23 protein-coding genes are annotated in these 22,839 nt (G+C 72.8%); 12 read left to right on the top strand and 11 right to left on the bottom strand.

Annotated features, from left to right (window positions below; all coding sequences use genetic code 11):
- Window positions 1-144 precede the first annotated feature (144 nt).
- A complete protein-coding gene (locus ACIRQH_RS08465; RefSeq protein ID WP_404224791.1) occupies window positions 145-1,836 on the bottom strand; it encodes a molybdopterin-dependent oxidoreductase in 1,692 nt (563 codons plus the stop codon).
- Window positions 1,837-2,195: 359 nt separating this feature from the next.
- Between ACIRQH_RS08465 and ACIRQH_RS08460 the strand changes: the two genes are divergently transcribed.
- Window positions 2,196-3,602: a hypothetical protein gene (locus ACIRQH_RS08460; RefSeq protein WP_404225013.1), complete on the top strand. Its 1,407-nt coding sequence runs from the start codon at window positions 2,196-2,198 to the stop codon at window positions 3,600-3,602.
- 79 nt (window positions 3,603-3,681) lie between these two features.
- Here the strand turns inward: ACIRQH_RS08460 and ACIRQH_RS08455 are convergent, their stop codons facing one another.
- A complete protein-coding gene (locus tag ACIRQH_RS08455) occupies window positions 3,682-4,497 on the bottom strand; it encodes a hypothetical protein (protein ID WP_358816947.1) in 816 nt (271 codons plus the stop codon).
- Window positions 4,498-4,818: 321 nt separating this feature from the next.
- Here ACIRQH_RS08455 and ACIRQH_RS08450 point away from each other — a divergent pair, with 321 nt between their 5' ends.
- On the top strand, window positions 4,819-5,430 hold the full coding sequence (locus ACIRQH_RS08450; RefSeq protein ID WP_404224789.1) for a hypothetical protein: 612 nt from the start codon (window positions 4,819-4,821) through the stop codon (window positions 5,428-5,430).
- 86 nt (window positions 5,431-5,516) lie between these two features.
- Entirely contained in the window at window positions 5,517-5,912 is a 396-nt protein-coding gene (locus ACIRQH_RS08445; protein WP_358816945.1) for a helix-turn-helix transcriptional regulator, read from the top strand.
- Window positions 5,913-5,954: 42 nt separating this feature from the next.
- On the opposite strand, the gene ACIRQH_RS08440 is transcribed toward ACIRQH_RS08445, so the two are convergent.
- The 3 genes from ACIRQH_RS08440 to ACIRQH_RS08430 all read right to left on the bottom strand — a co-directional run bounded on the left by ACIRQH_RS08440 (window position 5,955) and on the right by ACIRQH_RS08430 (window position 8,815).
- Window positions 5,955-7,142: an NAD-dependent formate dehydrogenase gene (locus ACIRQH_RS08440; protein ID WP_404224787.1), complete on the bottom strand. Its 1,188-nt coding sequence runs from the start codon at window positions 7,140-7,142 to the stop codon at window positions 5,955-5,957.
- Window positions 7,143-7,246: 104 nt separating this feature from the next.
- Window positions 7,247-8,182, bottom strand: coding sequence for a LysR substrate-binding domain-containing protein (locus ACIRQH_RS08435; protein ID WP_388930131.1), 936 nt, complete (start codon window positions 8,180-8,182; stop codon window positions 7,247-7,249).
- A gap of 135 nt (window positions 8,183-8,317) precedes the next feature.
- A complete protein-coding gene (locus ACIRQH_RS08430; RefSeq protein ID WP_358816942.1) occupies window positions 8,318-8,815 on the bottom strand; it encodes a molybdopterin-dependent oxidoreductase in 498 nt (165 codons plus the stop codon).
- A 239-nt stretch (window positions 8,816-9,054) separates the two neighbouring features.
- On the opposite strand from ACIRQH_RS08430, the gene modA reads away from it, so the two are divergent.
- The 3 genes from modA (at window position 9,055) to ACIRQH_RS08415 (ending at window position 11,999) form a co-directional block, all read left to right on the top strand.
- The gene (gene modA, locus ACIRQH_RS08425) at window positions 9,055-9,897 is read left to right on the top strand and encodes a molybdate ABC transporter substrate-binding protein (protein ID WP_404224784.1); all 843 of its coding nucleotides are present in this window, start codon (window positions 9,055-9,057) and stop codon (window positions 9,895-9,897) included.
- A gap of 97 nt (window positions 9,898-9,994) precedes the next feature.
- Window positions 9,995-10,888, top strand: coding sequence for a molybdate ABC transporter permease subunit (gene modB, locus ACIRQH_RS08420; protein WP_388875936.1), 894 nt, complete (start codon window positions 9,995-9,997; stop codon window positions 10,886-10,888).
- 28 nt (window positions 10,889-10,916) lie between these two features.
- Window positions 10,917-11,999, top strand: coding sequence for an ABC transporter ATP-binding protein (locus ACIRQH_RS08415; protein WP_404224782.1), 1,083 nt, complete (start codon window positions 10,917-10,919; stop codon window positions 11,997-11,999).
- 84 nt (window positions 12,000-12,083) lie between these two features.
- On the opposite strand, the gene ACIRQH_RS08410 is transcribed toward ACIRQH_RS08415, so the two are convergent.
- Entirely contained in the window at window positions 12,084-13,016 is a 933-nt protein-coding gene (locus tag ACIRQH_RS08410; protein ID WP_388875940.1) for an FkbM family methyltransferase, read from the bottom strand.
- A gap of 80 nt (window positions 13,017-13,096) precedes the next feature.
- Between ACIRQH_RS08410 and ACIRQH_RS08405 the strand changes: the two genes are divergently transcribed.
- Together ACIRQH_RS08405 and ACIRQH_RS08400 are read left to right on the top strand one after the other, a co-directional pair.
- Complete coding sequence (locus tag ACIRQH_RS08405; protein WP_358816937.1) at window positions 13,097-13,546, top strand: cupin domain-containing protein; 450 nt, start codon at window positions 13,097-13,099, stop codon at window positions 13,544-13,546.
- A 222-nt stretch (window positions 13,547-13,768) separates the two neighbouring features.
- The gene (locus ACIRQH_RS08400) at window positions 13,769-14,188 is read left to right on the top strand and encodes an ATP-binding protein (protein WP_362969004.1); all 420 of its coding nucleotides are present in this window, start codon (window positions 13,769-13,771) and stop codon (window positions 14,186-14,188) included.
- A 217-nt stretch (window positions 14,189-14,405) separates the two neighbouring features.
- On the opposite strand, the gene ACIRQH_RS08395 is transcribed toward ACIRQH_RS08400, so the two are convergent.
- Entirely contained in the window at window positions 14,406-14,609 is a 204-nt protein-coding gene (locus ACIRQH_RS08395) for a cold-shock protein (protein WP_020871138.1), read from the bottom strand.
- A 302-nt stretch (window positions 14,610-14,911) separates the two neighbouring features.
- Entirely contained in the window at window positions 14,912-15,226 is a 315-nt protein-coding gene (locus tag ACIRQH_RS08390; protein ID WP_358816935.1) for a MerR family transcriptional regulator, read from the bottom strand.
- Window positions 15,227-15,430: 204 nt separating this feature from the next.
- Between ACIRQH_RS08390 and ACIRQH_RS08385 the strand changes: the two genes are divergently transcribed.
- A complete protein-coding gene (locus ACIRQH_RS08385) occupies window positions 15,431-16,291 on the top strand; it encodes a hypothetical protein (RefSeq protein ID WP_388930127.1) in 861 nt (286 codons plus the stop codon).
- A 211-nt stretch (window positions 16,292-16,502) separates the two neighbouring features.
- Window positions 16,503-18,497 (top strand): TerD family protein, encoded by a 1,995-nt coding sequence (locus tag ACIRQH_RS08380; protein WP_404224779.1) that lies wholly within the window; start codon window positions 16,503-16,505, stop codon window positions 18,495-18,497.
- Between the two features lie 34 nt (window positions 18,498-18,531).
- On the opposite strand, the gene ACIRQH_RS08375 is transcribed toward ACIRQH_RS08380, so the two are convergent.
- From ACIRQH_RS08375 to ACIRQH_RS08365, 3 genes are all read right to left on the bottom strand, one after another.
- Window positions 18,532-18,753: a hypothetical protein gene (locus ACIRQH_RS08375; RefSeq protein WP_081218430.1), complete on the bottom strand. Its 222-nt coding sequence runs from the start codon at window positions 18,751-18,753 to the stop codon at window positions 18,532-18,534.
- Window positions 18,754-19,315: 562 nt separating this feature from the next.
- Window positions 19,316-20,395 carry a tyrosine-protein phosphatase gene (locus ACIRQH_RS08370; RefSeq protein ID WP_404224777.1) on the bottom strand — a complete coding sequence of 360 codons (1,080 nt, stop codon included), beginning with the start codon at window positions 20,393-20,395 and terminating at the stop codon, window positions 19,316-19,318.
- A 141-nt stretch (window positions 20,396-20,536) separates the two neighbouring features.
- Window positions 20,537-21,490: a L,D-transpeptidase gene (locus ACIRQH_RS08365; protein ID WP_404224775.1), complete on the bottom strand. Its 954-nt coding sequence runs from the start codon at window positions 21,488-21,490 to the stop codon at window positions 20,537-20,539.
- Between the two features lie 111 nt (window positions 21,491-21,601).
- On the opposite strand from ACIRQH_RS08365, the gene ACIRQH_RS08360 reads away from it, so the two are divergent.
- Window positions 21,602-22,159, top strand: a complete 558-nt coding sequence (locus tag ACIRQH_RS08360; protein WP_358816930.1) for a SigE family RNA polymerase sigma factor — start codon at window positions 21,602-21,604, stop codon at window positions 22,157-22,159.
- Entirely contained in the window at window positions 22,149-22,832 is a 684-nt protein-coding gene (locus tag ACIRQH_RS08355; protein ID WP_358816929.1) for a L,D-transpeptidase, read from the top strand. Before ACIRQH_RS08360 ends, ACIRQH_RS08355 begins: the two co-directional genes overlap by 11 nt.
- The last annotated feature ends 7 nt before the right edge of the window (window positions 22,833-22,839 follow it).

The following is a 22,839-nucleotide window of genomic DNA, read 5'->3' as shown; positions in this document are numbered from 1 at the left end:
AGACCGGGCGCCTCTCCGGCAGCCGCGCCTCGATCCGCCGCCGCTGCGTCGCCGCACGCTGTCGCAGCGCGTCGAGGCGCCGCCGCATCGGGGGCCGGCGGCGCGCCCCGCTCTCTTCTCCCACGTCGGGCCTCCGTCGCGTCATCACAGGGCCCCGAACGTCATCCGGGAGACCCACTTGGTGTTCAGCACACCCGGCGCGGCCGGGACGATGATCCGCGCCGGGTAGCCGTGGTCGGGGGTCAGATCCGCCCCGTTGACGGACAGGGCGAGCAGGGAGAGCGGATCGCGGACCTGGTTGTAGCGCAGGGCCGCCACCCGGAACGCCCCGGCCCGCTGCAGCGACTCCACGACGACGTCCGGGGCCGCGTCGGCCTCGTAGCCGACGAGCACCGCGAGGTCCCGCAGCCGTACGCCCCGCCACGCCTGGTCGGACGTCGACCAGCCCTCCACGCAGGCGATGGGCAACGCCGAGCCGTGCAGGGGGAGTTCCTGGAGCTGGGCGCGGCTCAGCCGGACCGTCCGTCCGTTGCCGGCGACGACCAGGCTCCATGCCTCCGCGCCGGTCTCCTTCGGGTCGATGCCCCGCGACGCGGCGGTCTTGTTGATCTGGAAGGCGCCCGGTCCGGAGCCCGGTTCGGGGCCACCGTGCGGGGCGAGCAGTGCCGTCTCGCGCACCGGCGCGTCGAAGCTGTGACCCACCGTGGTGGCGGCCAGAAGCAGGGACCCGCCGCCGACGAACGCGATGGCCCCGCGGCGCGAGACCGTGGGCGGCAGCGGGTCGGGGGAGATCAACTCGTCCTCGGACCGCGCTGGTTCACCCGCTTCCGGCGCCGGGACGGACGGCCTCGGCACCCGGTCCCGGCCACCCCGCTGCCCCTCCGGAGCACTCGCGGGCCCCGGGGGCGCCCCCGGTCCGCCCGCGACACCCGCGCCGCCGGACGCCCTGCCCGCGCCGTCCCGGTCACGGCCCGCGTCGTCGGGCAGAGGGGCCGACCGGTCGGCCGCAGGGCCGGAGTGATCGGGCGCGGCGCCCGGCACACCGGGTTCCGGGTCCGGTCCGCCGGGCGAGGTGCTCGGCCGCCCGGACGCCGAACCCGGCCCGTCCGGTGCCGAGTCCGAGCCGTCGGAGGCCGAGCCCGGCCGGTCGGAGGCCGGACCCGGGCCGTCGGCCGTCGTGCCGGGCGCGCCCGGCGCCGCGCCCGCCGCCTCGGACGGTCCCGCGCCCGCCCCGTCGGAGGGTTCGCCCGAGCGGTCGGGCCACCCGCCCGGTCGGCGCATCTCGCTCAGGTTGCGCAGGGCGATCGGCACGCGCAGGACCGCGTGGGTCACGAAGGCGGCGATGAACACCCAGGCGCCGTAGAAGTGCAGCGTGTAGAAGGAGCCCGGGAAGATGTAGTCGAGCTGGATGTTGAGCACGCCGGTGGTGAACTCGAAGAGGGCACCCCCGACGAGCAAAAGCAGCGAGAGCCGTTCCAGGGCGTGCGCGAGCGAGCGGGCCGGCGGCAGCGCGAACAGCTTCGGGACCACCGACCACAGCTTCGCCAGCAGCACGGGGATCAGCGTGATGCCGAGCGTGACGTGCACGCCCTGCGTGAGGCGGTACAGCCAGACCGGGTGGGTCGGCCAGGAGAACAGGTAGAACCCGAGGATCCCCTTGTCGGGGGTCTTGTCGTTCACCGCCGCGAGGTTCGGGTTGTACGCGGCGTAGGACAGCAGCCCGGTCACGAACATCACCGTGATGCCGACGAGCAGCACCACGCCGAGCAAGGAGGTGAACCAGGGACCGCGCAGCGGGCTGCGCCAGAACGCGGGTGAGGAGGGGGACCGTGACATGCCCCGACCGTAGGCCGCGGGGACCCCCCGAACGGGTTCTCAAACCATGACGAAACTCTGACGTCCACCCCTGTCACGGCTCTGTCGAGGGCTGTCCGGCCTAGTGTGCGAGCGTGAACCGCGATCTTCCCCGCGACATCCCCGGCGACCTCCCACGCGATCTGCTCGACGACCGCCCCGGAGGCGCGTCCCGCGCCCCGTCCCCGGTCCCCTCCCCGGTCCCCTCCCCGGCCCCGGCCAGGTCCCGGGGCGTGTCACAGGTCCTGGCCGTGGCCGGTTCCCGGGTCCGCGCGCGGGCCCGCTCCCGCGAACTCTCCGGCGCGCTCCTCGGCGACCGGCCGCGGGAGGTCCGCCGCGACCTGGCGGTCGCCGTCGCCGCGGCGCTGCTCGTCGCGACGGCGGCAGTCGTCGGGTACGCCATCGAGCACAGCGACGGCACCCTGTTCGTCAGCGCGGCCCCGCTGTACGGGCGCTGGGGACCCCACGTCGGACCCGGCACCGCGGCCGCGATCGCCCTGGCCGCCGCCGTCGTCACGTACGGACCGTCCCTCGCGGCCCGGCTGCCCTGGCGGTGGCTGCTGCCCGCCACGTGGGGCACCGGGACGGCGTGGACGTTCTCCCTCGCGCTGATCGACGGCTGGCAGCGGGGTGTGGCCGGACGTCTCACCGCACGGTACGAGTACCTCCAGGTCATCTCCCCGGTGAACCGTTTCCACGACATCCCGGCCACCCTGCGGGACTTCACCCATCACATCCTGATCCACTCCCCCGGCCACTGGCCCGCGCACATCGCCGGGCACCCGCCGGCCGCCACGCTCACCTTCGTGTACCTCGACCGGATCGGTCTGGGCGGCGGGGCCTGGGCGGGCGTCTGGTGCGTGACCGTCGGCGCGACGGCGGCGACGGCGGTACTGGTCTCCGTCCGCGTACTGGCGGGCGAGGCACTCGCCCGGCGGGCCGCGCCCTTCCTCGTCCTCGCCCCGGCGGCCGTCTGGATGGGCACCTCCGCGGACGGCTACTTCGCCGCGGTCGCCGCCTGGGCCGTCGCCCTGCTCTCCCTCGCGGTCACCGGCCACCGGCCCAGGACGGCCGGCCTCGCCTCCGGGCTCCTCTTCGGCCTCACCGCGTATCTCTCGTACGGGCTGACCCTGTTCGCCGTGATCGCGGGCGCGGCGGTGCTGCTCGGCTCGCGGCCTCGGCTCCGGCCGCTCCCCTTCGTGCTGGCCGGACTCACCGTCGTACCACTGGTGTTCACACTGCTCGGCTTCAACTGGTGGGAGGCGTATCGTCTGTTGGTCACCCGCTACTACGAAGGCGCGGGCGGCGTAAGGCCGTACGGCTACTGGGTCTGGGCGAACCTCGCCTGCACGGTGCTGATCGCGGGCCCGGCGACGGTCGCGGGCCTGCGCCGGGCGGGAGTGACGACGGTACGCCTGGCCGCGACGGCCCCCCGCACCCCGGCGCCCCTCACGCCGCTGCCCGCCCCCGCCCGCCGGCCCGGCTCCACCGACGCCACCGTCACCGTCACCGGCACCGGCACCGGCTCAGCCGCTCCCCGGCTCGCCGTTCTCGTCGTCGCCGCGCTGATCGCGCTGCTCGCCGCCGACCTCTCCGGGATGAGCAAGGCGGAGACCGAACGCATCTGGCTGCCGTTCGTCCTGTGGATGCTCCCGGCGGCCGCGTTCCTCCCCCGCCCCCGCGCCTGGCTGATCGCCCAGGCGACCCTGGCCCTGCTCCTCAACCACCTGCTGATGACGGGCTGGTGACCGTCCGGGCCGGGGAACGCGCGGAGGAACGGGAACGGGCCGGCCCCGGACATCCAGGACCGGCCCGACAGGGGGAACGTCAGGTCACGTCGACGAAGTCGCTGGTGGACGTGGCCGTGCCCGTGGTGGAGGTGCCGCCGAAGCTCCAGCGCCAGTAGCCGTCGGCGTTCGCCGTGACGGTGGTCCTCAGCGCTCCGGTGGATCCCGACTTCACCGTCTTCACGGTGGAGTACGCGGAGCCGCCCTTCGGACGGAACTGGAGCTTCGCCGACTGTCCGGCGTAGCCCGCGTACGTGTGCTTCACCCAGTCGGCCCGGGTCAGGCTGCCCGTGACCGTGATCGTCCTGCCCTTGGCGACCGGCTCCGGGGAGGCGTTCACGGTGGCCTTCGCCCAGCGCCTGACGGAGACGCCGCCCGGGGCCGTCTTGTACTCCTCGGCCTTCAGCGAACCGCTGGACTTGAACAGGCGCAGCGCCAGACCGATCTTCCAGGTCGTGGCGTCGCCGTTGGAGTCGAGGTCGTAGCGCGGACCGATGTACAGCTCGCCCTCGCACGTCTCCTTGCGCGCGCTCTCCTGGTAGCAGGTGTAACTGCCCATGTAGAGGCCCCCGCCGTCGGCACCCGCCGCGGCGCTGGTGCCGTGGTACAGGAAGGGTTCGGCCTCCCAGTCGAACGGGTCGTCCGTCGAGTAGCCGGACGGCAGGCTGACGGTGAAGGTGACCGGAGGTTCCTTCTCGTCCGAGGTGCCGACCACGATCGGCAGGCCCTTGTTGACGACCACGTTCGACACGGTGATGCCGGTGGTCGCCGCCTGTGCCTCCGGGACGGTCAGCACGGAGAGCGCCACGGCCCCCACGATCGCCGCCACGACACCGGTTCGTCTGCCAGGGTTCATTCGCACCTCTTCGCTGCGCTCTGCGGAACCGCCCGAACGTATGAACGTTCAACCAGCGGGAGGTGGAGGCTATCAAGCCATGATCACCACGTCATCCGCCGCGGAAAGCCTGTCTTCGGAGCGACGCCGGCCCAGCCGGCCCGGGCCGGCCGCTGACCGTATCGGGCGGCCCCGTCGACCACGAGGCGCTCTTCCCGCGCCGACTGGGCGGCCCCGGTGCCCCGGGGCCCCGTTGAAGTGAACCGGACGGACCTCCCGTGCGTCCCCGTACCGGTCGCGCGCAATCGCCGCGACCGGTCGCGGGTGGACGGGGAGCACCGGATGAGCGGGCGAAGCAGGATCAGGGGAACCGCCGGCGTCGCGGCGGCGAGTGTCGCGGCACTCGTGGCGATCCCGGGAGCGGCGGTCCAGGGTGCGACGGCGGCCGGGGTGTCGGATGCCGGGCGGACGCACACGGCCGGGCGGACGACGGAGTGTGTCGGCACCCGCCCGGCGGGCAGCCTGCCCGGGCCGGGGCCCTCGCTGTTCCGCGTGCTGGACTACGTACAGAAGCGCGGCGACACCCGATTCCGAAACGTCTTCACCGGCCTGTCCGTCGACGAGGGACGGCGGACCGCCGACGTCTACCGCATCCCCTCACGGGCGTTCGACGCGGACGTCTGCGCCAACGCGGAGCAGGGCGTACGGGTGCGCCTGCACGCCACGGACGTCAGCGGGGCCAGGCTCGACGCCCTGGTCGAGCGGGTCGGCGACGACATGGACCGCTGGGACGGGCGGTTCGAGCTGCGCGAGGTGGGTCCGGACCACCGGGGTTTCGTGTTCTTCGGCGTCGACGACCCGGCCGCGGCCGAACCGGTCCTGCGCAAGGCCTTCGGCCCGTTCTGGGCGCGGCACATCAGGGTGCGGCACGCGGAGCGGGCCTCGGCTCTCTGACCCCGCTCCGACCTGTTCGAACGGGCCGTCGGACCTGCCGGGGCCCGGCTTGCAGGGGCATGGACCACCTGCCTATGGTCGCGCGTATGCAGTCCTACACCATCGGCCAGGCCGCCCGGCTTCTCGGGGTGAGTCCCGACACCGCCCGGCGCTGGGCGGATGCCGGGCGGGTGACCACGCATCGCGACGAGGGCGGCCGGCGGCTCATCGACGGCCGCGACCTCGCCGCGTTCTCCGTGGAGTTGGCCGGAACCGGCGGCGAGGACGGCGTCCCCTCCTACACCTCCGTGCGCAACGCCTTCCCCGGCATCGTCACCGCCGTCAAGCTCGGGGACGTCGCGGCCCAGGTGGAGATCCAGGCGGGACCGCACCGGCTGGTCTCCCTGCTGACCCGCGAGGCCGTCGAGGAACTGGGCCTGGAGGTCGGCATGGAGGCCACGGCCCGGGTCAAGTCGACCAACGTGCACATCGACCGGGCCTGAGCCGCATCCGGGTCGGCCGGGCCCGGGCTCGGGAGGTCCGGCTCAGGTCGTGGGCGTGATCGCGGTCGCAGGTGTGCTCGTCGAGTACGAGTGGGCTCCCGTGCCCGCGAGCGCGCCCCCGTCGACGATCAGGTACTCGTCGCGGATCGGCGTGCCGTCCAGCCAGGACTCCAGGATCTCCCGGGTGCCCGCCGCGTAGCGGGTCTGCGCGGAGAGCGAGGAACCCGAGATGTGCGGGGTCATCCCGTGGTGCGGCATGGTCCGCCACGGGTGGTCGGCGGGGGCCGGCTGCGGATACCAGACGTCACCCGCGTAACCCGCCAACTGCCCGCCGCGCAGGGCCCGGTCGACCGCGTCCCGGTCCACGATCCGGGCGCGCGCCGTGTTGATCAGGTAGGCCCCGCGCTTCATCGCGCCGAGCAGTTCGTCGCCGAACAGTCCCTCGGTCTCCGGGTGCAGCGGGGCGTTGACGGTGATGACGTCGCAGTGCGGCGCCATGTCCGCGGCGGACGCGTGGAAGGTGAGCCCGAGTTCCCGCTCGACCTCCTCCGGCAGCCGGTGCCGGTCGGTGTAGTGCAGCTTCACGTCGAAGGGCGCGAGCCGTCGCAGCACCGCGAGCCCGATGCGCCCGGCGGCGACGGTCCCGACGTGCATGCCCTCCAGGTCGTACGAACGGGCCACGCAGTCCGCGATGTTCCAGCCGCCGTCGAGCACCACCTGGTGCGAGGGAAGGTAGTTGCGGACCAGGGAGAGCGTCATCATCACCACGTGCTCGGCGACGCTGATGCTGTTGCAGTACGTCACCTCGGCGACGGTCACGCCGTGCTCGATGGCCGCGTCGAGGTCGACGTGGTCGGAGCCGATGCCGGCGGTGACCGCGAGCTTCAGGTTCTTGGCCGCGGCGATGCGCTCGGGGGTGAGGTAGGCGGGCCAGAACGGCTGTGAGATCACGACGTCCGCGTCCGCGAGTTCACGGTCGAAGACCGAGTCGGCGCCGTCCTTGTCGGAGGTGACGACGAGGGTGTGACCGCGCTCCTCCAGGAAGCGCCGCAGGCCGAGTTCGCCGGTCACGCTGCCGAGAAGCGTCCCCGGGGCGAAGTCGGTGCCCTTGGGGGTGGGCGTGGTCTGGCCGCCGGGGTAGTGGTCGATGACGGGCAGGTCGTCCCGGGCGTACGTCGTGGGGTATCCGTCGGTCGGGTCGTCGTACAGCACGCAGAGCACCTTGGCCATGACGCGGCTCTCCTCAACTCCGTTGTTCGGAAGGTGTTTTCCACCATCCTCGGGGCCGAAGGCGCTGGTCAAAGCGAACCTCGCTATGTGCCGATAGCCGGCGGCTATGAGTGGGCCCGGCCCAGGTGCTCGTTCAGCAGCGCGTCGAGCGCGTCCCGCACGCCCGCCTCCCTCGCCACCGCCAACAGGGCCTGGGCCAGCACCGACTGAGGCTCGTGCCGGGCGACCACGAGGCCGACCCTGGGGCCGTGCGCGGGACCCTCCAGCGGCACCACCCGCATCCCCTCCGGCACCCCGAACATGTGCAGCCAGGCATGCGAGATGACACTCGACCAACGGCCCCCCGGGAGGTGGGCGTACAGCCCGGCGACGCTGTCCGACTCGATCGACGGGTTCGCCCGGGCGCCGTCGGCGGCGAAGCACTCGTCGATGATCCGCCGGTTGCGCATACGCGGGCTCAGCAGACACAGCGGCAGGACCGCGGCCCGCGCCCAGCGGGCCGTCGTCGCACCGGCGAGGGGTCCGTCCACCGGGGTGAGGAGGACGTACCGCTCCTCGTACAGCGGGAAGCGCCGTACGTGCCGCAGGTCCTCGTCGTCGAGGTACGTCATCGCCGCGTCGAGTTCGAACTCGGCGAGCCCGTGCTGGATGTCCGCCGACGACAGTGACTCCAGGCTGACCCGGGCCGCCGTGTGCCGCTCACAGAACGGATTGGTGAGCAGGGACGCGGCGGGCAGCGCGGTGGGCACGATGCCCAGGCGCAGCGTGCCGGTCAGTCCGCCGCGCAGCGCCGACAACTCCTGGTGCAGGGCGTCGCGTTCGGCGAGGATCCGGTGCGCCCAGGCGAGCACCACCTCGCCCTCCGGGGTGAGGCCCTCGTAGCGCCGGCCGCGTCGCACGATCGGCACGGCCAGTTCGTGTTCGAGACGGCGGACGGCGGCGGACAGCGAGGGCTGCGACACGAAGCAGGCCGCCGCCGCGCGCGCGAAGTGCCGTTCCCTGGCGAGCGCGACCAGATACTCCAGCTGACGCAGCAGCATGCGCCCCCTCCCGTCGGCGGGCCAGCGTCGCAGACACCGGACACCCCTGTCACGGTCACGGCCGCGCCGGCCGGCGCGGGCGGCAGACACCCGGGACCGGGTCCGGCTGGCCCTGCACCGGGCCGCGCGGGGCGGTCAGCCCGCCGCGGCCGGGGGCCAGGCCGGGTAACAGCCGTCCACCCGGATGGCGTTGATGCCGCTGATGTGCCGGGCCCCGCACCGGTCCTGCGGCAGGACCAACTGCGGGCCCGCCCGGTCGAGCGGCGTGCCGTCGATGCCCACCGCGAGCAGGACGGGGGCGTCCGCGAAGTCCGGGTCGATCTCGGCCCAGGTGAGCAGGGCGTGGTGACCGTCCGCGCCCGCCACCGCGATCAGGAAGCGCAGCCGGTCCTTGCGCCGGGCCGGATCGAAGCGCGGTCCGGCGTCCCTCAGCACGTCGTGCAGCAGGGGTCCCGCGAAACCGTGGTGCTGCACCCCGCTGGTCGCGCAGTCGAAGCCGACCCTGACGCGGTGCTGGGGCCAGGCGAGCAGGTCGGGCACCGTCAGCCGCACCGGCCGGGCGAGATCGCCGCTCAGCGCGAGTTCGGCGAGCGACGGCGCGGGCGGAGTCGGCTGTGTCAGGGGCTGGCTCACGGGGCAGCACCTCCCGCAGAACGGTACCCGGCGAGGGACCCCGTACAAACGCACATGCGTACATCCCAAGCACTAACCCACAGCTCATGCGATGCAACAGGAGACTTCCCACTTGCATCTGCGTCACTATGATCTGGGCATGCTGAAGAGAGCTCAGGACTGAAGAGCACGACGGAGGCTTCAGCGACAGCGAGCCGCAGAGTTTTCCGTCTTTCGTTTTCCGAGGGAGTAGATCCGTGATGACCCGATCCGCGCGCCGGACCCGCCGCACCACCCGGAGCCTTCAGGTGGCCGGCGTCAGTGCCGCCGCGCTGCTGGCCCTGAGCGCCTGCTCCTCGTCCGACGACACGTCGGACTCCTCGTCGACGCCCACGTCCTCGGCCTCCTCCTCGCCGAAGCCCACCGGCACGGTGACCGTCTTCGCCGCCGCCTCGCTGAAGGAGAGCTTCACCTCCCTCGGCAAGGAGTTCGAGCAGGCCCACCCGGGCACGAAGGTCACCTTCAACTTCGGCGGCAGCGACACCCTCGCCGCGAGCATCACGGGCGGCGCCCCCGCGGACGTCTTCGCGGCGGCCAGCCCGAAGACCATGGCGGTCGTGACCGACAAGAAGGACGCGGCGACCGCCCCCGCCACCTTCGTGCGCAACCAGCTGGAGATCGCCACCCTGCCCGGCAACCCGGACAAGGTCGCCTCCCTGAAGGACCTCACCAAGTCCGGCCTGAAGGTCGTGCTCTGCGACAAGACGGTGCCGTGCGGCGCCGCCGCGCAGAAGGCACTGGACGCGAGCCACCTCAAGCTCACCCCGGTCTCCTACGAGCAGGACGTCAAGAGCGCCCTGACCAAGGTGGAGCTGAAGGAGGCCGACGCGGCGGTCGTGTACAAGACCGACGTGAAGGCCGCGGGTGACAAGGTGGAGGGCGTGGAGTTCCCCGAGTCCGCCGACGCCATCAACGACTACCCGATCGCCCTGCTCAAGGACGCGCCCAACGCGGAGGCGGCCAAGGCGTTCATCGCCCTGGTGCAGTCCCCGGAGGGCCAGAAGGTGCTGACGGCGGCCGGGTTCCTGAAGCCCGCCGCCTGACCGGACCGCTCCACCCGTCACGGCACGCGTCGTCCGGCGCGTGCCGCCCGGTACGGCCCTCTTGCCGCCCAAGTCCCCCAGCCCGTCTCCTGAAGACATGAGTGATCCCGTGCCCGCGCTCGACAAGTCCGACGCCCCGGCCGACACCCTGACGGGTGGGCCGCGGCGCGGACGTGTCGGGAAGCGGGCCGGATCGGGCGGCGGCCGGCTCCGGGGCGGGGCGCCGCTGCCCCTGCTGCTGCCGGCCCTCGTCGGGCTGGCGTTCCTGCTCCTGCCGCTGCTCGCGCTGATCGTGCGGGCACCCTGGCGCAGCCTCCCGGACCAGCTGGCCAAACCCGAGGTGTGGCAGGCCCTCCAGCTGTCCCTCTTCTCGGCCACGGCGGCCACCGCGGTCAGCCTGGTGCTCGGTGTGCCCCTCGCCTGGCTGCTGGCCCGCACCGAATTCCCCGGACGCGGCCTCGTCCGGGCCCTGGTCACCCTGCCGCTCGTACTGCCCCCGGTGGTCGGCGGCGTGGCCCTGCTGCTCGCCCTCGGCCGCAACGGCGTGGTCGGCAAGCTCCTCGACTCCTGGTTCGGGATCACGCTGCCCTTCACCACGGCCGGAGTCGTCGTGGCCGAGGCGTTCGTGGCGATGCCGTTCCTCGTCATCAGCGTCGAAGGCACCCTGCGGGCCGCCGACCCGCGCTACGAGGAGGCCGCCATGACGCTCGGCGCCTCCCGCTTCACCGCGTTCCGCCGGGTCACCCTGCCGCTGATCGCCCCGGGCATCGCCGCCGGTGCCGTCCTCGCCTGGGCCCGCGCGCTCGGCGAGTTCGGCGCGACGATCACCTTCGCGGGCAACTTCCCGGGCCGCACCCAGACCATGCCGCTCGCCGTCTACCTCGCCCTGCAGAGCGACCCCGACGCGGCGATCGCGCTGAGCCTCGTGCTGCTCGCGGTGTCGATCGCGGTGCTCGCCGGACTGCGGGACCGCTGGATCACGGCGTCATGACCGGCGTCCACGCGAGGGAGAACACGCGATGACCGAGACGACCCCGGACGGCGTGGCCGCGCCGTCCGGCACGGGGCTGGACGCCCGGCTCGTCGTCCGGCGCGGAGCGTTCCACCTCGACGTCGGGCTGAGCGCCGCCCCCGGTGACGTCGTCGCCCTCCTCGGCCCGAACGGCGCCGGCAAGACCACGGCCCTGCGCGCACTGGCCGGACTCACCCCGCTGTCCCAGGGCGGCCGGCTGCGGCTCGACGGCGCCTCCCTGGACCGGACGCCCCCCGAGTCCCGCCCGGTCGGCGTCGTCTTCCAGGACTACCTGCTCTTCCCGCACCTCTCCGCCCTCGACAACGTCGCCTTCGGGCCGCGTTGTCAGGGGGTGCCGAAGGCGGAGGCCCGCGCGCAGGCCGCCGCCTGGCTGGAGCGCATGGGCCTGGCCGAGCACGCGGGGGCCAAGCCGCGCCGGCTGTCCGGCGGCCAGGCGCAACGCGTCGCCGTCGCCCGCGCCCTCGCCACCCGCCCCCGGCTGCTGCTGCTCGACGAGCCGCTCGCCGCGCTGGACGCCCGCACCCGCCTGGAGGTCAGGTCCCAACTGCGGCAGCATCTGGCCGAGTTCGAGGCGGTCGCCGTCCTCGTCACGCACGATCCGCTGGACGCGATGGTGCTGGCCGACCGGCTCGTCGTCATCGAGGACGGCCACGTGGTCCAGGAGGGCGGCCCCGCGGAGATCGCCCGCCGGCCGCGCACCGACTACATCGCCCAGCTCGTCGGACTCAACCTCTACCGGGGCGAGGCCGCGGGCCACACCGTACGGCTGGACGCGGGCCCGGAGATCACCACGACCGAGGACCTCCAGGGGCCCGTCTTCGTGGCCTTCGCGCCGAGCGCCGTCACACTGCACCGCGACCGCCCCACCGGCTCCAGCGCCCGCAACGTGTGGCAGTGCGGCGTGCGTGGTCTGGAGACCCACGGCGACCAGATCCGCGCGGACCTCACGGGTGAACTCCCCCTCGCGGCCGACCTGACGACGGTCGCCGCGGCCGAACTCGACCTGCGCCCGGGCGCCCCGGTCTGGGCGACCGTCAAGGCGGCCCAGACCCACGCCTATCCGGCCTAGCCCCCCCCCAGTCCCTCCCGGGCGCCCCGGCACCGGCACGGCTGTACGGGACACGCCCCAGGGGGCCGCCGCCCGCGCCCCGCGCTAGTCGTTGCCCGGGGCCGCCGCCGCGCGCACCATCACGCAGTCGAACTCGACCACCCGGCCCGTCGCCTCTTCCCGCGTGACGGGGTACATGCCGGTGATCTCGAAGCCGTTCTCCTCGTAGAGCGCGATCGCCTCGTCCATCCGCGGACTGCCCTCGTACAACCGCAGCGCCGCGACCTCCGACTGCATCCCGACGAACTGGCCGACGCGGTCCCCGGCGCCCGCGAACACCTCCAGGTCGTATCCCTGGGTGTCCATCTTCAGGTAGGGGCGGGGCTCGGTGATCCCGTCGAGCGCCTTGTCCATCATCCCGTCGAGCCGGCGTACCTCGATCTCCTCCGTCCGCGACGTGGCGAAGCGCTTGTAGCGGCCCTTGCCGTAGTCGCTGGGCGGGAGAAGGGAGTTCATGGACTTCCAGTCGACGTGGATGGACAGGCTCGTGTCCTCCCGTCCCAGGCCCATCTGGAAGACGAGCCAGTCGGGGTCGCCCTCGGCCGCCTTGCGGAGTCTGCCGAAGGTCTCCGTGGTCGGCTCGAAGGAGACGATCCGCCCGGTGTAGCCGAGACGGCGCAACTGCCGGGCGTACTGACCGGAGTTGGCACCCACGTCGAAGACGCAGTTCACCGCGTACCGGTCGAGCAGGGCGGTGACGTGCTGCCCGCACAGATAGGAGGCGGCCGCCAGCTGGAACCTTCGCTCGTCCGCCGCGGTCCGCCTCTCGTCGAGCAGGAGCCGGGCGCCGCTGTCCCCGAGGGGCACGTGCCGGTAGGCGGCGGTCCGCCCGCTCAGCACCAGATCGGCGCCCCGGCCGAGCGCGACGCGTCGGCGCACTCCGCGCCGGTAGACCAGCGCGGTACCCGATCCGAGATCCAGCACCTGCACCCCGATGCGAGGCAGCAGACCGAGCAGCTTTCGGTGAAGGGTCGCCATGTCCCCCACCCTGGCAGACTCCAACCCGAGTCCACCGGGCGTTTGTTGAACCCCTACCGGCCCGCGTGGTACATGAGGGGGTGACCTCTCCTGACACCGGGATCCCGGACCTGGCCGCCGCCCTCGACATGCGACCGCACCCGGAGGGCGGCTGGTTCGTCGAGACCTGGACGGCGCCGCAGGCCTTCCGGCCCGACGGCTACCCCGGCCCCCGAGCCGCCGCCTCCGCCATCTACTTCCTCCTCACCCCCGGCGACACCTCCGCCTGGCACACCGTCCGATCCGACGAACTGTGGCTCTGGCACCGCGGTGGCCCCCTGGATCTGATGCTCGGCGGTGAGGGCCCCACTCCCGAGTCGCCTCCGAAGGTCGTCCGTCTCGGCCCCCGTGTCGAGGCGGGCGAACACCCCCAACTCCTCGTGCCTGGTGGCGTCTGGCAGTCGGCGCGCCCGGCCGGCGACGAGGAGGTGCTGGTCAGCTGTGTGGTGGCCCCGGGCTTCGACTACGAGGACTTCCGGCTGCTGGACTGACGACTTCGGTGGGCGATCCGGCCGCAGACCCGGCAAGTGAGGGTGCTGCGGCGGCCCCGGGACGTCTTTGTGACGTACGTCGTTGGTTGCGGATCATCCGGGTGGGGCATCACCCGTGGGCAGGACCGGCCGCGCACCGTTCGGCGCGGGGTCCCGGCCGACGGGGACGGAGCCGTCGGGCGGGTGCTGGATGTCCTGGGAGGGGGAAGAGAGGTGTCAGTCATGCGTGCGCACCAGCGCACCGTCCGGCCGACCGCCCGCGTGGAGTACACACTGCCGCGTACGGCCGTCTCGGCGGGCAGGGCCCGCAAGCTGACGACGGCGTTCCTGACCCGGCCACGGCCACTTCTCGCGTCACCGACCGCCGACCAGGTGGACGACGCGACGCTGATCGCCTCCGAGCTGGTCGCCAACGCCGTGCGGTACGGACGTACCGGCTGCCGGCTGAGGCTCCAGCTGGGGCACGGAGTGGTGACGGTCGAGGTCCACGACGACAGTCCGGGGCAGCCGAAGGTCGGCGTCCTGGACACCGAATCGGAGAGCGGCCGGGGGCTGGCGATGGTCCAGCAGCTCGCTCACAGCCTGGAGGTCGTCAGCACGAGCTTCGGCGGCAAGACCGTCCGGGCCGTCCTGGCGATGTGACGACCGCACGTCACCGCCGGTGGCGTGCTCACGATGCGCCCCGACCGAACCGATGATCCGCGTTTGGCTTCACGGGAAACGGGAAGAGGCCGCCGAAAATGTCGTCGGAAATTCATTGAGCGCCGCAGCGCCGCAGCGCTCCAACGCGCGAGCGCAAAAAGCAGATGGCCGGGGCCCGCACCTTACGGTGCGAACCCCGGCCATCCGGTGTCCCAGACTAGGCGGGGACGATGTTCTCCGCCTGCGGGCCCTTCTGGCCCTGCGTGACGTCGAAGGTCACCTTCTGGCCTTCCTGGAGCTCACGGAAGCCAGAGGTGGCGATGTTCGAGTAGTGAGCGAAGACGTCGGCGCCGCCGCCATCCTGCTCGATGAAGCCGAAGCCCTTTTCCGCGTTGAACCACTTCACGGTGCCAGTAGCCATGTCAAATCTCCTTCGGGGCAAAGCTCGAAGGCCCACACTGTGTGGACCTGCGTCGCCGCAATGATTGCCCCAACCGGAATGCACCGGAAAAACTTTGGGAACCACAACTGCAACTGAAATCGACAGTAGCACGCCACGAGCCTCGAAGGGCGCGCACTATCTCACCCCGGCGTGGGGAATATCAAAACCTCGCGGGATCGCTGCCCAATTTCTGTAACGGCCGAAGCAGATATCCCGGCCCGGTGAAGAAACGCCCACCGAGCGCGCCCAGCAGCCGCACGGCCCGTACGGTCCTACCGCCCTCACGCGTCCTGCGGGCTGGTGCCCCGCAGTTCCGCGTTGATCCGCAGGGCCTCGTCGAGGCTGTCCTCCAGCGAGACGATGCGGCAGGCGGCCTCGACGGGCGTGCCCTGGTCGACGAGGTCGCGGGCGCGGGCCGCGGCACGGAGCTGGTTGCGGGAGTAGCGGCGGTGGCCGCCGTCGGAGCGCAGCGGGGTGATCAGTCCGGCCTCCCCGACGGCCCGCAGGAAGGCGGGGGTGGCGCCGATCAGCTCGGCGGCACGGCCCATCGTGTAGGCGGGGTACTCGTCGTCGTCGAACCGGTCGGTGGCGTTCATGGTGCTTCCCTGGAGCGCGTGCATCACCTTCCACTCTGGCAGATCCGGGCCCGCGGCGGCCGGAATCCGCGGGGGCGGACGGAGCGGGGGCGGCAGGGGCGCGCGCTCACCCGGACGGCCCGGTGCGCTGGTGGGGGACCGTCGCCGGTGGTGGCGTGGGAGGACACACGCCCGACCTCGGGACCGTCCTCGGGAGGCCTCCGCATGAACCGTTCGTCCTGTCTCCTCGCGTCCGCCCTCACCGCGGGGATGCTGCTGTCGACGGCAGCCTGCTCCAGCGACGACGGCAACGCCTCCGGCCGTACGGACCGCTCGGCGTCGCCCGCCGCCGCTTCGGCCTCCCCCGCCGCCGCCTCGCCCGTGGCGGACGAGCCGCGCGCCGCGGCTTCCTCCGCCTCCGCCTCGCCGGCCGTCCGCGGGCTGACCAAGGACGAGGCGCACACGGCACTGATCACCAACACGGACCTGGGTTCGCAGTGGACGGCCTCGGAGGGGGCGGCGACCTGGCGCGACGCGCTGCTGAAGAGCAAGGTCGACGCGTCGCAGTTCGTGACGGACAAGGGGAACGCGGCCGACTGCCAGAAGCTGCTGGACGGGCTGTACGCCGAGGACCTGCTGGGCGAGCCGAAGGGCGAGAGCGCCGACACCGGCTTCGACGACAGCGACAACGAGGCGCAGATGCGCTACGAGGTCGCCGCCTACGGCAGGCAGGCGCTGGACGATCGGTTCACGTGGCTCGACTCGCTGCCGGACAAGTGCGACCAGTTCACGGCCGTCAGCCCCAAGGGCGGCCGGCAGACGGTCCAGGTCATCCACACGGACCTGGACGACGCGGGTGACGCCCGCAAGGGCCTCCAGATCAAGATGACCGGCGATCTGGACGACAACCCCGACACCCTGACGCTCGACTTCGCCGCGGTCCGCGTCGGCGACAGCGCCCTCTCCCTCACGAACGGCGGCCTCTCGGGAGCCGAGCACGACTCCACGACCCAGGCCACCGAGGCGGGTGCCGACCGACTGAAGGACGTCCTGAACGGAAAGTCCCCGAAGCCCACACAGGGCTGAGAAGAGGGGGACACCGCCTCCACCGCGTCACCGATCGGGGCCCGCGGAACGGGCCCCGCGGGCCCCGGGAGCAATCGGGACGATCCGATGCCGGTGATCGGCAGTGGGGGATAAGGTTCCCCCGATGCGCAGGGTGTGGGGCGCGTCACACACGGCAATGGGAAACAGGCCGCTGCGGCACGCTCGCGCGGCTGTGCATCTGGGGGGCCTCATGCACGAGATGATCAAGGGTGCCAACGTCGGTCTGACGTCGTTGAGCACGGACGTCGGCTCGGTGATGGTGAGCCTGGGCTGGAGCAGTCCGACGGGGGAGGGCGACGCGGACGTCTCCGTACTGCTGCTCACCGCCGACGGCAAGGTTCGCAGCGACGCGGACTTCTACTTCTACAACAACCCCGTGGCGCCGGACGGCAGCGTGCAGCTGCTGGGCAAGGCTCCGACGGCCGGCGGGAGCGAGGACCGCATCACCTTCGACCTGTCCGCGATCCCGTCGCAGGTCGAGCGGATCGTCGTCGCCGCGAGCCGTCACGAGGGCGCCGGGTTCGAGGAACTCGACGACCTGCGGATGAGCGTCGCGGACGCCTCGGGCGAAGGGTTGCTGCGGTTTGCCATCGAGGAGGCGGGAGCGGTCGGCGCGCTGCTCTTCGGCGAGTTCTACCGCCGGTCCGGTGACTGGAAGTTCCGCGCGATCGGTCAGGGCTACGGGTCGGGCCTCGCCGGTCTGGCCACCGACTTCGGCGTCGACATCGACGACGCGGCGGAGACCGAGCCGGAGGGGACCGTCGAGCAGGCGGTCGTCGAGGCCGCCGCGGCGGTGGTCGAACAGGCGGTGCCCGAACCGGCGGCGGCCGTCCCGCCCCGGGCCGAACCCCGTCCTCGTACGGCGAAGAAGAAGGTCACGCTGCCCAAGGTGGCGAAGAAGTCGCTCGCCGAGAACGACGCGTGGCGCACGGCCCGGCTCTTCCCCGCCTCGGCGCTGAAGAGCGACCGCGAACGGGAGACCCGGGCGACCTCGGTCCTGCTGTCGGTGATGGCGCAGGTACCGGAGTTCGGCCGCCGGCTCACCGCCGGTTTCGGCGCACCGGCCGGGCGGACGGAGACGTTCACCGAGGTCACGCTGCCCAACGGCGACTCCCCGAGGCGCCCGGACGGGGTCATCCGCGTCGAGCGGGCGGGGAAGCTGTGGACCGCGCTCGTCGAGACGAAGACGAACGGCAATTCGCTCAGGCAGGAGCAGGTGCAGGCATACGCCGACATCGCGGCCCGGCGCGGGTACGAGGCCGTGATCACGCTGTCGAACGACGTCGAACTGGACGGCAGCCCCCTGATCGAGGTCAGGACGGACGGCCGGCGCAAGAACAAGGTGGCGCTCTGGCATCTGTCCTGGGCCGAGGTGACCCACCAGGCGCAGATGCTGATCCGCCACGAGGGCGTCGCCAACGGGGCGCACGCCTGGCTGCTCCAGGAGCTGCTGCACTACCTCCAGCACGAGAACTCCGGCTGTCACGGGTTCCAGAACATGGGACCGGCCTGGGTGCCCGTGCGCAAGGGGATCGATGACGAGACCCTGTGCCAGGGCGACGCGCGCGCCGTGGACGTCGTGGAGAGCTGGGAGCGGCTCGTGCGGCAGGTGTGTCTGCGGCTCGGCGGCGAGCTCGGGCAGAAGGTGCTTCCCGTCCAGCGGGCCAGGCGGGGAGCGGAGCCGCATGCCCGGCGCGCCGCGCTCGCGGACCGGCTGTGCCGTGACGGAAAGCTGGACGCCGAGCTGCGCATCGAGGGCACACCCGGTGTCCTCGCGCTCTGCGCGGACCTGCGGACGGGCAAGCTGCGGACGTCCATCGAGATCCCGGCACCGGAGCAGGGGTATCCGCTCACCTGGGCCAAGCGGCTCGTGCGGCAGCTGGACGAGGCACCGGCCGACGTGCACGTGGAGACGCTGGTCGCCGGGGACCTGGGTGGGCCGCGGGGGACCCTGGAGCGGCTGCGGCCCGAACCGGCGGACATGCTGCCCAGGAACGGCGCTCAGATCACCGGATTCCGGCTGTCGCTCTTCCGGGGCATGGGAAACACCCGGGGCAACGCCGAGTCGGGCTTCATCCGAAGCGTCGACGACTCCGTCGACCGCTTCCACACGTATGTCGTGGAAAACCTCGACCGCCGCGCACCGCGGCCCCGGCAGCCGGTGGTGGGGGCTGCCGCGGGCTGAGGTGGCGGGCCGAGGTGATGTCAGGGAATGTGCGTCAGAGCCGGTCCATCCGGGTGTAGGGACTCAGGACGCGGACCTGGCGAGCGCCGAAGTCGACGAGCATCGCAATGCCCTCTTCGACGCCGACGATCGTGCCCAGGCCGTACTGGTCGTGGGAGACACGGTCTCCGAGGCTGAACTCCTTGGCCACGGGGACGACCGGGGCGGCGAAGGGGCTGGTGGGCAGGTGGCGCCGGGGCGCGGAGGGTTTCGTCATCGTGTTGCCAGTATGGGCCCTATTCCGGCGCGCGGTAGGGCTTGATGGTCTCGATCCCGCTCCGACTCCGTGTCCCGGGGCGCCCCGGGAGACGGGTGGGCCGGGAGCCCGGCCCGGCGTCCCGGCCGGTCCCGCCACGCGTTCGCTGAGGTCAGCCGCGGGGGTCGGCCCCGGTGATCATCCTGGCGCGCGGACCGGTCCGCCGGGCGAGCATGTCGCGCACGCCACGGAGATCTCCGTGGCGGGTCCGGGGCCGGGCGGACCCGGGATCGCGGGTGCCCTGCGGGGCGGTGCTCCGGGGGCGTACGCCCGCGCGTCGGGGGCCGCGGGTGATGCCGGACGCGGTGGCCGTGGTGGTCCCCGGGGCCTGCGGCGCAGGGCGCTCCGACCCCGCCGACGGGTTTCCGGCCGGCCTCCGGCAGCCGGCCGCCCGGGCCCGTCCTCGCCCGGGGACGCGACCGGTCGGGGCGCCGGACTTGTCGCACTTGGATTCGAGGAAGCGGACGATCCCCCGCCGCGCGGGCGCCGGGACGTCTCGCGGCGCGGGGTGGACCGGGCGGGATCAGCCGACGAGCAGCTCGCCGCACAGGTCGCGCAGTTCCTCGGAGTCGATGTGCAGGCCCTTCCGCAGGTACGAACCGAAGTCGCCGTACGTGGAGCGGACCTCGTCGAAGCCGGAGTTGAGGTACTCGGCGCGGACGTCCATCAGCGGCTTGTAGACGGCCGCCTGGGCCGGGGGCATGGAGGCGAGCGCGGCGGCGTTGGCGGCGGCGCGGTAGGTGTTGCTGGCGAGGTAGTCGTTCATCACGGTGTCGCGCGGGACGCCGAGGGCGGTGAGCAGGGCGGCGCTGGACCAGCCGGTGCGGTCCTTGCCGGCGGTGCAGTGGTAGAGCACCCCGTCGCCGTCCGCGGCACCGGCGTAGACCGTGCTGAACGCGGCCCGCGCGGAGTCGCCGCTGACCATGAACTTCTCGCCGTCCACCATCATCTTGACGGCCTCGGTCTCGGTGGTCGGCATCGCCGAGTAGGCCGGGGATCCGGCGAGCACGTCGGCGACCGTGTAGATGGCGCCCGACGGCACGCGGTCGGGGGCGGTCGAGCGCTCCGACTCCATCCGCAGGTCGTACACGGCGTGTATGCCGAGCCTCTTCAGCTTCGCGAGGTCGGCGGCGGTGAGCTTGTCCAGGGCGTCGGAGCGGTAGATCTCGCCCATCTTCACCCAGTGGCCGTCGCCGGTGCGGTAGCCGCCCGCGTCCCGGAAGGTGACCGCGCCGTCGAGCTTGATCAGGCGGTCGGCGAGGCGCAGGGAGCCGCCGCGCCCGGGGACCAGGTCGAACCACCGCCGGTCGGCGGCGGGCAGGCCGCGCACGGTGACGTCCCCCGTGGCGCCGCCGCGGGCGACGACCCGCCCGGCCGCCCGCACGACCACCTGGCGCACGCCGGGGGCCTTCCACACGATGCGGTACGAACCGTCGTCACCGGCGGTGACGGTCGCGCCGGTGAACGGGATGCGCTGCGAGGCCGCGTGGTGGGCCGAGCCGTGGCGGGCCGGCGCGTGGAGCGGAGCGGCGGAGGCGGCCGGGGCGGTCACGGTGACGGCCGTCAGAGCGAGCACGACGCCGGTGAGGGAAGCGATCTTCATGACCTGGATAGTTGGCCGTTGAAACAAACTGTCGGTGTACACGGCAGGGCACCACCAGGACCCCGAGATGTCGGACCGGCGGCCGGATCCGGCCACGGGTGGGGACGGGTCGGCCGCCGGTCCGGGAACCCCCAGGTCACGTCAGTCGAGCGCGCTCGACGTCCGCCACTGGTTCCAGGTCAGGTTCCAGTCGCCGTAGCCGTTGCCGACGGCGACCGTGTCGCGGGAGCCGACGACCTTGATGACGTCGCCGGGGACGACCTCGTCATAGAAGCGCTTCGCGGTGCCGTCGGTGGCGAGTCCGACGCAGCCGTGGGTGACGTTCTGGCGGCCGCCGTAGGTGTTCGCCTTCGGGTTCTGGTGGAGGTAGGTGCCCGAGGTGGTCAGGTGGACGGCGTAGGCGTAGTAGCCCGCGTAGGCGTCGCCGTAGCCGACGGTCCGCGAGTTCATGAAGACGCGGGTCGCCTTGTCGGAGACGACCATGGTGCCGTTCCAGGTGTCCATCCCCGGTGCGCCCGCGGTGATCGGGACACGGCGCGAGGAGCCGTCCTTCTCCACCGTCATGACGTGGGTGCGGACATCGACCGTGGCGACGAGGGAGCGGCCGACGGTGAAGTGCCGGGTGATGCCCGCGCCGGCGCGGACGGTGACCGCCGTGCCGGGCTTCCAGTAGGCGCGGGGCCGGAAGTCGACGCGCTGCCCGTCGAGGAGGTTGCGGTCCTTCACCCAGCCCCAGGACCCCTCGACGTCGGCCTTCACCTTCAACCGCCGCTCCACATCGGCCCGTTCACCGGCCGGCACCGGGCGGTCGAAGGTCACCGATATCGGCATGCCGACACCCACGGTCTGTCCCTCGGTGATGTTGATGTGCGCGCCGGGCAGCGGACCGAGCGGTGTGGCCAACGCTTTCGGACGGGTGCCGCCCGACGGGTCGCCGGTCCCGGTGGCCGTGGCGGCGGGCCGCTCCTCCGTCCCGCTCCCGCCGCCGTCGGCCACCGCCCGCGCCGAGCATCCGGTGAGCGCGAGCGCGCACACGGCGGCCGCACCCCAGGCGCGGGCGAACCGGCCCCGGCCGAGGCTGAGTTCCGTGGTCATGGTGATCCCCCTGTGATGTGTTTCGATGTGCGACGTACGGGACCTGTACGCACGGCACCGACGGCCGGGTTGCACGCGGCCGGGAGAAATCCGCACCATCCGGCGGGGGGCATGACCGAGGAAGAGTTCGACGCGTTCTACGCGTCCGCGTTCCCCCGGCTGACCGGCCAGCTCTACGCGTTCACCGGGGACCACGGCGAGGCGCAGGACGTCGTCCAGGAGGCGTTCGTCCGCGCCTGGGACCGGCGGCGGGAGTTCCTCGCCGAAGGCGCGCCCGAGGCGTGGATACGGACGGTCGCGATACGGCTCGCGGTGAGCCGCTGGCGCCGTGCGCGCCGCTGGCTGGAGCTCGTACGCCGCACTGCGCCGCCCGAGCACACCCCGGGCCCGGGGCCCGAACGGGCCGCGCTGGTCGCCGCGTTGCGCTCACTGCCCGAGGCGCAGCGGATGGCGGTCGTTCTGCACCATCTGTGCGACCTCAGCGTCGAGCAGGTAGCCTCCGAAACCGGTGCCCCCGTCGGCACGGTCAAGGCCCGGCTGTCCCGGGGCCGGGCGGCGCTGGCACGGGTGCTCTCGGAGGAAGCGGCCGACCCTGCCGGTTCCGCGCGTCCACCGGACGGCGCGGGCCCGTCGGACGAGGGGGAGAGGGAGGACGACCGTGTCCGATGAACTCACCTCCGGACTGCGGGAGCTGGCCGCCGAGGGCGAGACGTCTCCGTCGCTCACCGGCGCGGAGATCCGGGGCCGGGCGGGACGCCGCCGGCGCCGCCGCCGTACGGCACTGGCCGCTGCCGGAGCCTCCGCCGCGGGCGCGCTCGCCCTGGTCGTCGTGGTGAGCCTGGGCGGCGGGACGGACCACGGCACGCCCCCGGCCGCGAGCCCCGCCGGCACACCGGGCGTGCCGGTCACGCCGAACGCCACGGTCGACCTGTCCCGGCGCGCGCTCTCGGCGTCCGGCCGCACCATGCCGCTCACCGCGGGGACCGCGAAGACCCCCACGCCGACGGGCCGGATGACGGTCACCGCCAAGGAGACGGTCAGACGGATGGTCGCCGAGGACGTCGGGCTCGGGGAGAAGTACGACGTCAAGATCCCGTGGGTGATCGAGCTCACCGGCTCCGACGGCACGAAGAGCTTCGTCGCGGCCCTGACCTACGACCCGAAGGCGCCGGGAAACTACGACCGGACCAACGGCTGGATCGGGTTGCGCCCGCACGACGCGCAGTGGCTGTACGCGCGGCTCGACGTGGGCGCGGTGGTCGACATCGAGGCGTCGGCCGGCTCGACGTCGTCCCCTCCCGCGAACGGGGCCGGCGGCGAGAGCGGGGCCTCGGGCGGCTGACTCCGGG

Origin of the sequence: Streptomyces sp. NPDC102279, assembly GCF_044766365.1 — a bacterium.
Taxonomy (GTDB): domain Bacteria; phylum Actinomycetota; class Actinomycetes; order Streptomycetales; family Streptomycetaceae; genus Streptomyces.
The sequence above is the reverse complement of the archived record's forward strand: the minus strand, read 5'-3'. Positions and strand labels throughout refer to the sequence as shown.

Excerpts from the sequence above, each read along its gene's own strand:
- ACIRQH_RS08380 (WP_404224779.1), top strand. The coding sequence starts at position 16,503 with ATGCACGAGATGATCAAGGGTGCCAACGTCGGTCTGACGTCGTTGAGC.
- ACIRQH_RS08455 (WP_358816947.1), bottom strand. The coding sequence starts at position 4,497 with ATGAACCCTGGCAGACGAACCGGTGTCGTGGCGGCGATCGTGGGGGCC.
- ACIRQH_RS08360 (WP_358816930.1), top strand. The coding sequence starts at position 21,602 with ATGACCGAGGAAGAGTTCGACGCGTTCTACGCGTCCGCGTTCCCCCGG.
- ACIRQH_RS08365 (WP_404224775.1), bottom strand. The coding sequence starts at position 21,490 with ATGACCACGGAACTCAGCCTCGGCCGGGGCCGGTTCGCCCGCGCCTGG.
- ACIRQH_RS08375 (WP_081218430.1), bottom strand. The coding sequence starts at position 18,753 with ATGACGAAACCCTCCGCGCCCCGGCGCCACCTGCCCACCAGCCCCTTC.
- ACIRQH_RS08415 (WP_404224782.1), top strand. The coding sequence starts at position 10,917 with ATGACCGAGACGACCCCGGACGGCGTGGCCGCGCCGTCCGGCACGGGG.
- ACIRQH_RS08450 (WP_404224789.1), top strand. The coding sequence starts at position 4,819 with ATGAGCGGGCGAAGCAGGATCAGGGGAACCGCCGGCGTCGCGGCGGCG.
- ACIRQH_RS08400 (WP_362969004.1), top strand. The coding sequence starts at position 13,769 with ATGCGTGCGCACCAGCGCACCGTCCGGCCGACCGCCCGCGTGGAGTAC.
- ACIRQH_RS08390 (WP_358816935.1), bottom strand. The coding sequence starts at position 15,226 with ATGAACGCCACCGACCGGTTCGACGACGACGAGTACCCCGCCTACACG.
- ACIRQH_RS08440 (WP_404224787.1), bottom strand. The coding sequence starts at position 7,142 with ATGGCCAAGGTGCTCTGCGTGCTGTACGACGACCCGACCGACGGATAC.
- ACIRQH_RS08465 (WP_404224791.1), bottom strand. The coding sequence starts at position 1,836 with ATGTCACGGTCCCCCTCCTCACCCGCGTTCTGGCGCAGCCCGCTGCGC.
- ACIRQH_RS08385 (WP_388930127.1), top strand. The coding sequence starts at position 15,431 with ATGAACCGTTCGTCCTGTCTCCTCGCGTCCGCCCTCACCGCGGGGATG.
- modA (WP_404224784.1), top strand. The coding sequence starts at position 9,055 with ATGACCCGATCCGCGCGCCGGACCCGCCGCACCACCCGGAGCCTTCAG.
- ACIRQH_RS08370 (WP_404224777.1), bottom strand. The coding sequence starts at position 20,395 with ATGAAGATCGCTTCCCTCACCGGCGTCGTGCTCGCTCTGACGGCCGTC.
- ACIRQH_RS08395 (WP_020871138.1), bottom strand. The coding sequence starts at position 14,609 with ATGGCTACTGGCACCGTGAAGTGGTTCAACGCGGAAAAGGGCTTCGGC.
- ACIRQH_RS08435 (WP_388930131.1), bottom strand. The coding sequence starts at position 8,182 with ATGCTGCTGCGTCAGCTGGAGTATCTGGTCGCGCTCGCCAGGGAACGG.
- modB (WP_388875936.1), top strand. The coding sequence starts at position 9,995 with ATGAGTGATCCCGTGCCCGCGCTCGACAAGTCCGACGCCCCGGCCGAC.
- ACIRQH_RS08445 (WP_358816945.1), top strand. The coding sequence starts at position 5,517 with ATGCAGTCCTACACCATCGGCCAGGCCGCCCGGCTTCTCGGGGTGAGT.
- ACIRQH_RS08410 (WP_388875940.1), bottom strand. The coding sequence starts at position 13,016 with ATGGCGACCCTTCACCGAAAGCTGCTCGGTCTGCTGCCTCGCATCGGG.